This window comes from Psychrobacter sp. NG27 (assembly GCF_016106655.1).
In the GTDB taxonomy this organism is placed as follows: Bacteria; Pseudomonadota; Gammaproteobacteria; order Pseudomonadales; family Moraxellaceae; genus Psychrobacter.
Map to the genome: position 1 here is coordinate 225,741 of NZ_JADGIN010000005.1, position 7,399 is coordinate 233,139.

A 7,399-nucleotide genomic window follows, 5' to 3' on the forward strand; every position below is an offset into this window, starting at 1 on the left:
AGCGTACTTTCGATCATCTCGGGTTTTGGCGGTCATCTCACTCTTGCCACGTTAGATCACTTTTAGCTTATCATTCTTTATGAATAGCTCTACTGTGCGGCTAACCAAAGGACCGCCAATTACTTTAATCTGCTGCCATACCTTACGAGTATCATAATGACATTTGCTGTCCTACCAGATACATCATGTTGAGTCTTCGATAATCCTAGAGCAGTTCAAACTCTACTTTTACTGCCACTTCAATCTCTCTTACTTTAAACAAAATATATTTTGATTCTATTCTAATAATTAGAGCATATCAAAACACACTGTACAAATTTATTGCATTCGAATTCAATATTAAATATACTCAAGCCATATTAATGTATCAGCAATCCTAATCAAGATCATAAAGTTTTACTTTACGCACTTGGGAGGGCCATTAACAAAAGGATTTTGATTATGGAAAGTTTTGGCGCGCTTAACTGGGGTATTGTGATTGTTTATTTGTTGGGCAATCTTTTACTTGGCTGGTTTATGAGCCGAAAAATCTCTACGGCGGAAGACTACTATATCGGTGACCGCTCATCTCCTTGGTGGGCCATTGGTATTTCCGTCATTGCCACCTATGTCAGTGCTTTGTCATTTCTAGGTGGTCCTGCTTGGGCTTATGGAGATGGAATGGCCGCTCTTGCCATTCATATTAACTATCCCATAGTCATATTTATCGTCGTCGTATTTTTCCTACCTTTCTTTTACAGCAGTGGCGTCGCCTCTATTTATGATTATTTAGAACGTCGGTTTGGTAAAAAATCTCGAATCATCATGAGTGGATTGTTTCTGGTTACCCAAACGATTACTACCGCCTCTATCCTAACTGCTACGGCTTTTGTTATCACTTTTGCAACCGGCATAGATCCAAAAACAGCCATCATCATTATGTCTGTTATCGTAGTGGGCTATACGTTAATGGGTGGTATGAACGCCGTCATTTGGACGGATGTTTTGCAAGGGTTTATTTTGTTTCTGGGTGCAGGGATTATCTTTTATATATTGATTGGAGAAGTCTCGCCGATGTCGGGCGCGCTTACCATGCTTGCAGAAAACGATAAGCTAAACCCGCTGAACTGGAACTTAGACTTTTCAGTGGCCCCAACAGTTTGGGCAGGGGTGGTCGCGATGACATTGTTTCATATTACCGTATACGGTGGTAACCAAATGATGGTACAGCGTACCTTAGGTGCAAAGAGTATGGGAGACGCCAAAAAGTCTTATCTATTAATGGGGTTTGCTGCATTCTTTATCTACTTTCTATTCTTTTTTATTGGCGCTTTACTGTACGTTTATTTCAAAGGCAAAGTATTTGCAGAACCAAATCAAATTATCTTGATATTTGCAAATATGCTCGCTATTCCGGGTTTAATGGGCATTATTGCTGCTGCAATCTTATCCGCTTCAATGTCAAGCTTATCGTCGGCATTGAACTCTCTCGCCACGATATCCGTACTCGATTTTTATCAGCCGTATATCAAAAAAGATGGTGACGAAAAGCACTACTTATCAGCCTCTCGTATTTTCACTATCACTTGGGCAATACTTATTATTCCTGTTGCATTTACATTCATTGACAGTAAGGGGTCTATCTTAGAGACACTTACAGAAGTCTCCTCATATTTTGTTGGGGCCAAGCTAGCCATGTTTGGCTTAGGTTTCTTTTCGAAGCACACCACAGAGCGAGGTCTCATTACTGGTGTTGCTGCTGGTTTTATCGGTATATATGTATTTGCAGTTGGTATTCTATTTACCGATTGGACACCACCAAATATTGCATGGCCTTGGTTTGTCGTCATCGGCGGCGCTATCAACGTCATTGTTTCTATCAGTGCAAGCTTAATACTGGACGGTAAACAAGAAGTTTGGCATGAACAAACGGTCAAAGGTCAGCAGTTGAAGTTCGCAGCTGAGGGTTTACCTGAGAAGGTTGATGGGTGGTATGTTGTCCCTGGTAAGGTGGATAAAGTAGTGTGGTTATTGCCTGTATTATTTGTCTTCATAATATTATTCCTAGCCTATTTTAATACGTTGGGCTAAAGCTTGTTGCTCATTGAGTGTCGAAACTGGATTGAGTCACGAAACTGAGAATATAATCACTAAGCGTAAGGAGACGGTATGAAAATCGTTGTCATTAGTACAGATATCACGAGCGAAAGGCGATCTGACCTCATCAATCTTTGATATACCGATTCTAGAAGCCACTAAGGCCCAAACAATTATGGTTATCAAGCGCGCAATGAATATAGGTTAAGCAGGGCTTAATAAAAGTTTGTTCTATAGTCAGTACTCTATAAAAGAGTGACAGCGTTAACCTCGCTTGAAGTATCATCTATACATTTGCACTCGGTTGCCTTATCTCTCCTTTAAACTGAATCAACTATACATGGGCAAAACCATGACGGTCTTTGGTGATGCGGAGAAAATGGTCGAAGAGATGGTTCATAGTATCAATGGGGCAGGTCACTAATTAAACTATCTATGCCTTTGATCTGTTAACCGCAAGCCCCTAGAGTGTTAGCTATTGATTAATAGTGATGACATTAAGGTAGAGTATAGGAGCTGTGTTTTTATAGTCTTGATATTATGACAAAACATAAAAAAGCCACTAAGGTGGCTTTTTTTATGTTTTTGGTTCTTATTTCAGGCTTAATATTAGAATTGCATTTCTCGCATACGTTCCAGCACATCCAGCCCTTGTTGTTTTAGCCACCAAGGTATATCGATAAATACCCAGTTTTCAGACAGCTTATCATCCTTGCGATAATAGACATCTACCACTTGCATATCGGCTTGCACACTGCTCGGCATACCTAAAAATCCACCTTTTGGTGTATTGGTTAAGTTTGGCCAGCCAAAAAAGCAAGCTAACTCGCCATCAGCAAAACGGCATACATGTCCATTGTATTTTTTATCTCCCAAGCCATTACGGAAGGGCAGTTGATGCTGTTTTTGATAGCGTTCGATGGTATAGCTTGCGCCAATACCGCAAGGTCCGTACCAAATCATATCTTGATGCCAGGTTTGTGCCAATACTTCTGGAGGGCAGCCCATAGCGCCGCTTAGGTTGAGCTGATTAAGGTCTTCAACCATTCTATTGACCGTATCGAGCGTTTTGTTTGTTTGTAATGGGTCACTTTCACCTCGTAAAATCCCCTGATGGTTGCGAGGACCAGGATAAACGAAATACTGTCCTGTTGATGGGGGTAGTGGATAAACGCCAGCCTGTTGCATGACACCTATTAGGTCTATAAACAACCCAGTGTCGGTAATCTTATTATTCTCTACTCGGTGGAACTCAGCATAGCGAATATTAAGCATCTTACCAGTGGGAGGAATATCAAGCCACGGCTTATCAAAAAGCCCTGTAAAATGCCCCATATTCATGACCCAAACTGCCTGAGTATTACTATTGTCTTCAATTTCATTGTCACCGCCAATAAAAATATCAATACGTCTTTGCAGATGTTTGACAGACTGTTTGAGTGGTTGCCAAAAATGCTCAATCACGGCATCAGGTCCAGGAAGGTCACGAAATGGATATACCCCTTTCCAACGGTATTCGTCGCTCATGAATTGATTAAATAGCTCTGGTAGTGAGCTGACATCAGTATTATCAAAGGCTTCACAGTATTCCCAGATAAAATCTTTGGCTTGTTGGATCATATGTTGTCCTGTCAATTTACAGTTATTGTCTAAATACGATAGCTCGGTTTATTTAATGCTCAATACTCTGAACTATATTAATAAAGTTTAGGAACGGATTTATCTCGTTCTACGTTATTGAGTATAGGCTTCTATAATCATTAAGGGCTTTCATCGTATTGATGGAGCTAAAATATTAGAAGCGCCTAATTCAAATAGCTGAGGTAAGTTCTATATTAAGACATTTTGAATTCGGTTGCACTTTCTATCGATTTATAACTGATATATTAACTATAGCTAGGTAAAATGTTGCCTAATTCATGATTAACGCTATTTTTTTCTACATATAACTATGTAATTAAGAGTCTTTTAGCATTTAGTATGTTAAATACCTATGCGAAAATAATCGTGATGTAAATCTAAAGTTCATATGATTAAAAACGTCGTATCAGAAACCGAATCTATTTTATCTATGATAAAACACTAAATGAGCCTGAATTTGAACTGTACCGACTTTATCTGCGGTGAGTTTAGTTGAATCAGGAAGCAAGGTCTAACAGGGTTAAAGTATTATAATACTGTTTTTCAAACTCAAAAGGTGGCACATAATCAATTGTGTTATGCAAACGGGTTCTATTGAACTTGAGATGCGCCAAACATCAATTGATTGTCGATTTAGCTTTGCAAGACAAGAGCCGTAATCGAAGTACCACCCATGTAAGCGTTGGCAGTCCAACATTGTTAATGACATTTTAGTTCTGCTTTTACTACCTCTTCAATACCTCCCACTTTAAATAAGTCTATTTTGACGCTCCTCTAAGAATTAGAGCATACCAAAACATGCTCATACAAATTTATTGCATTCGAATTCAATATTAAATATACTCAAGTCATATTGATTTATAAGAAATCCTAATCAAGCTCATAAAGTTTTACTTTACGCACTTGAGAGGGCCATTAATAAAAGGATCTTGATTATGGAAAGTTTTGGTACCCTCAACTGGGTGATTGTCATTGTTTATTTATTAGCCAATCTTTTGCTTGGCTGGTTTATGAGTCGGAAAATCTCTACGGCGGAAGACTATTATATTGGTGACCGTTCAGCACCTTGGTGGGCCATTGGCATTTCCGTAATTGCTACTTACATCAGTGCCTTGTCATTTTTAGGTGGACCTGCTTGGGCATATGGTGATGGTATGGCAGCCCTCGCCATTCATATCAACTATCCCATAGTCATCTTCATCGTTGTTGTATTTTTCCTACCTTTCTTTTATAGCAGTGGCGTGGCCTCTATTTATGATTATTTAGAGCGTCGGTTTGGCAAAAAATCTCGAGCCATTATAAGTGCACTGTTTCTGGTTACCCAAACTATTACTACAGCCTCTATCCTAACTGCTACGGCTTTTGTCATTACTTTTGCGACAGGTATAGATCCAAAAACTGCAATCATCCTTATGTCAACTATTGTTGTAGGCTATACCCTAATGGGTGGTATGAATGCTGTGATTTGGACAGACGTCTTGCAGGGATTTATTCTATTCCTTGGTGCGGGAATTATCTTTTACATATTAATTGGAGAAGTCTCGCCGATGTCAGGAGCTCTCACTATGCTGGGAGAAAACGATAAGCTAAATCCATTGAATTGGAGCCTAGACTTTTCTGTTGCCCCAACGGTTTGGGCAGGGGTGGTCGCGATGACATTGTTTCATATCACAGTATACGGTGGTAATCAAATGATGGTACAGCGTACCTTAGGTGCAAAGAGTATGGGAGATGCCAAAAAATCCTATCTGCTAATGGGCTTTGCTGCATTTTTTATCTACTTTCTATTCTTTTTTATTGGCGCTTTATTATATGTGTATTTCAAAGGCAAAGTATTTGCAGAACCAAATCAAATTATCTTGATATTTGCAAACATGCTGGCTATTCCGGGTTTAATGGGCATTATTGCTGCTGCAATCTTATCCGCTTCAATGTCAAGCTTATCGTCGGCATTGAACTCTCTCGCCACGATATCCGTACTCGATTTTTATCAGCCGTATATCAAAAAAGATGGTGACGAAAAGCACTACTTATCAGCCTCTCGTATTTTTACCATCATTTGGGCAATATTCATTATCCCTATTGCATTCGCATTCATTGACAGTAAAGGATCTATCTTAGAGACATTTACAGAAGTGTCTTCTTATTTTGTTGGTGCACAATTGGCTATTTTTGGTTTAGGTTTCTTTTCAAAACACACTACAGAGAAAGGCCTTATTATTGGTGTAATTGTTGGTTTTATCGGTGTGTACGTGTTTGCAGCAGGTATTCCGTTTACCAGTTGGACGCCACCAACCATCGCATGGCCTTGGTTTGTCGTCATCGGCGGCGCTATCAACATTGTTGTGTCAATCGTTGCAAGCTTGATACTTGATGGTAAGCAAAAAAATTGGCACGAACAGACGGTGAAAGGTCAGCAGTTAAAATTTGCAGCTGAAGGTTTACCTGAGAAAGTTGATGGTTGGTATGTTGTACCTGGTAAGGTTGATAAAGTAGTGTGGTTATTACCCATATTATTCATCTTCATCATGTTATTCCTAGCATATTTCAGTACGTTAGGCTAAAGCTTGTTGCTAATTGAGTGACGAAAACGGAAGAATAATCACTAGACGTAAGGAGACGGTATGAAAATCGGTGTAATCGGTGCAGATAGCGCGAGCGAGAGCCGTGTAGCCATAACCCCAGACGCAGTCAAAAAGTTGCGTAAGCTTGGGTTTGACGTTGTCATTCAGTCAAATGCAGGTCAAGCAGCGTACTACGCTGATGAGTTGTATCAAGCTGCTGGTGCCGACATTGCCAGTAGCAGCACCGAGGTCATTACCCAGTCTCAGATTATTACCACCGTCAATGACCTATCAGCTGAAGCCGTTAATGGCTTGTCATCTGGTCAGATTGTCATTGGCATGCTGGATCCTTATCGTAATACTCAGCTTGATACTTATGCAGCTAAAGGTGCGACGGCCTTTGCGATGGAACTATTACCTCGCACATTGTCACGCGCACAGAATATGGACGTACTGTCATCACAGGCCAACCTGGCGGGTTATAAAGCCGTATTGCTAGCAGCCAATGAATACTCACGTCCATTCCCTATGTTTATGACATCAGCGGGTACCGTTAAGCCAGCCAAGGTCGTTATCTTGGGTGTCGGTGTGGCAGGTCTACAAGCGATTGCGACCGCCAAGCGCTTAGGTGCTGTCGTTGAAGCCAGTGATCTACGTCCGACTGCTCGCGAGCAGGTGGAATCACTCGGTGGTAAATGGCTTGATGTGCCGATGAGTGCAGAAGAAGCTGATACCGCTAAGTCTACCGGTGGCTATGCGTGGACACCATCAGAGCAGTATGTCAAAGATCAAGCAGCTGTCGTGGACAAAGCGCTCAGCAATGCTGATATCGTTATTACCACGGCGCAGATTCCTGGTCGTAATGCTCCGCGTCTGGTGCATGGTGCAACCCTTGCCAAAATGAAAGCAGGTTCTGTGCTAATCGATATGGCGGCTGGTACCGGCGGCAACGTCGAGGGCAGTATGCCGAACGAAACCATCACTACAGACAACGGCGTACGTATCGTTGGTGCTGCCAATATCCCTTCACAGCTTGCCGCGCAGTCTTCAGATTTGTATGCCAATAACTTGGTTAACTTTATCACGACCTTAATTGCGCCTGCTGGCGATGACGCTTC

General features: G+C 41.1%; 4 protein-coding genes. 3 read left to right on the plus strand and 1 reads right to left on the minus strand.

Annotated elements, in window-relative coordinates; translation table 11 throughout:
• Window positions 1-441: 441 nt before the first annotated feature.
• A complete protein-coding gene (locus IP485_RS10075; protein WP_198327112.1) occupies window positions 442-2,070 on the plus strand; it encodes a sodium:solute symporter family transporter in 1,629 nt (542 codons plus the stop codon).
• Between the two features lie 615 nt (window positions 2,071-2,685).
• On the opposite strand, the gene IP485_RS10080 is transcribed toward IP485_RS10075, so the two are convergent.
• Complete coding sequence (locus IP485_RS10080) at window positions 2,686-3,696, minus strand: ester cyclase (protein ID WP_198327113.1); 1,011 nt, start codon at window positions 3,694-3,696, stop codon at window positions 2,686-2,688.
• 956 nt (window positions 3,697-4,652) lie between these two features.
• On the opposite strand from IP485_RS10080, the gene IP485_RS10085 reads away from it, so the two are divergent.
• Together IP485_RS10085 and IP485_RS10090 are read left to right on the plus strand one after the other, a co-directional pair.
• Entirely contained in the window at window positions 4,653-6,281 is a 1,629-nt protein-coding gene (locus IP485_RS10085; RefSeq protein WP_198327114.1) for a sodium:solute symporter family transporter, read from the plus strand.
• A gap of 60 nt (window positions 6,282-6,341) precedes the next feature.
• Window positions 6,342-7,399, plus strand: a 1,058-nt coding sequence (locus IP485_RS10090) for an NAD(P) transhydrogenase subunit alpha (RefSeq protein WP_198327115.1), incomplete at its 3' end; no start/stop codon positions are given.

Coding starts and splice junctions, on each gene's coding strand:
- IP485_RS10075 (WP_198327112.1), top strand. CDS start 442: ATGGAAAGTTTTGGCGCGCTTAACTGGGGTATTGTGATTGTTTATTTG.
- IP485_RS10080 (WP_198327113.1), bottom strand. CDS start 3,696: ATGATCCAACAAGCCAAAGATTTTATCTGGGAATACTGTGAAGCCTTT.
- IP485_RS10085 (WP_198327114.1), top strand. CDS start 4,653: ATGGAAAGTTTTGGTACCCTCAACTGGGTGATTGTCATTGTTTATTTA.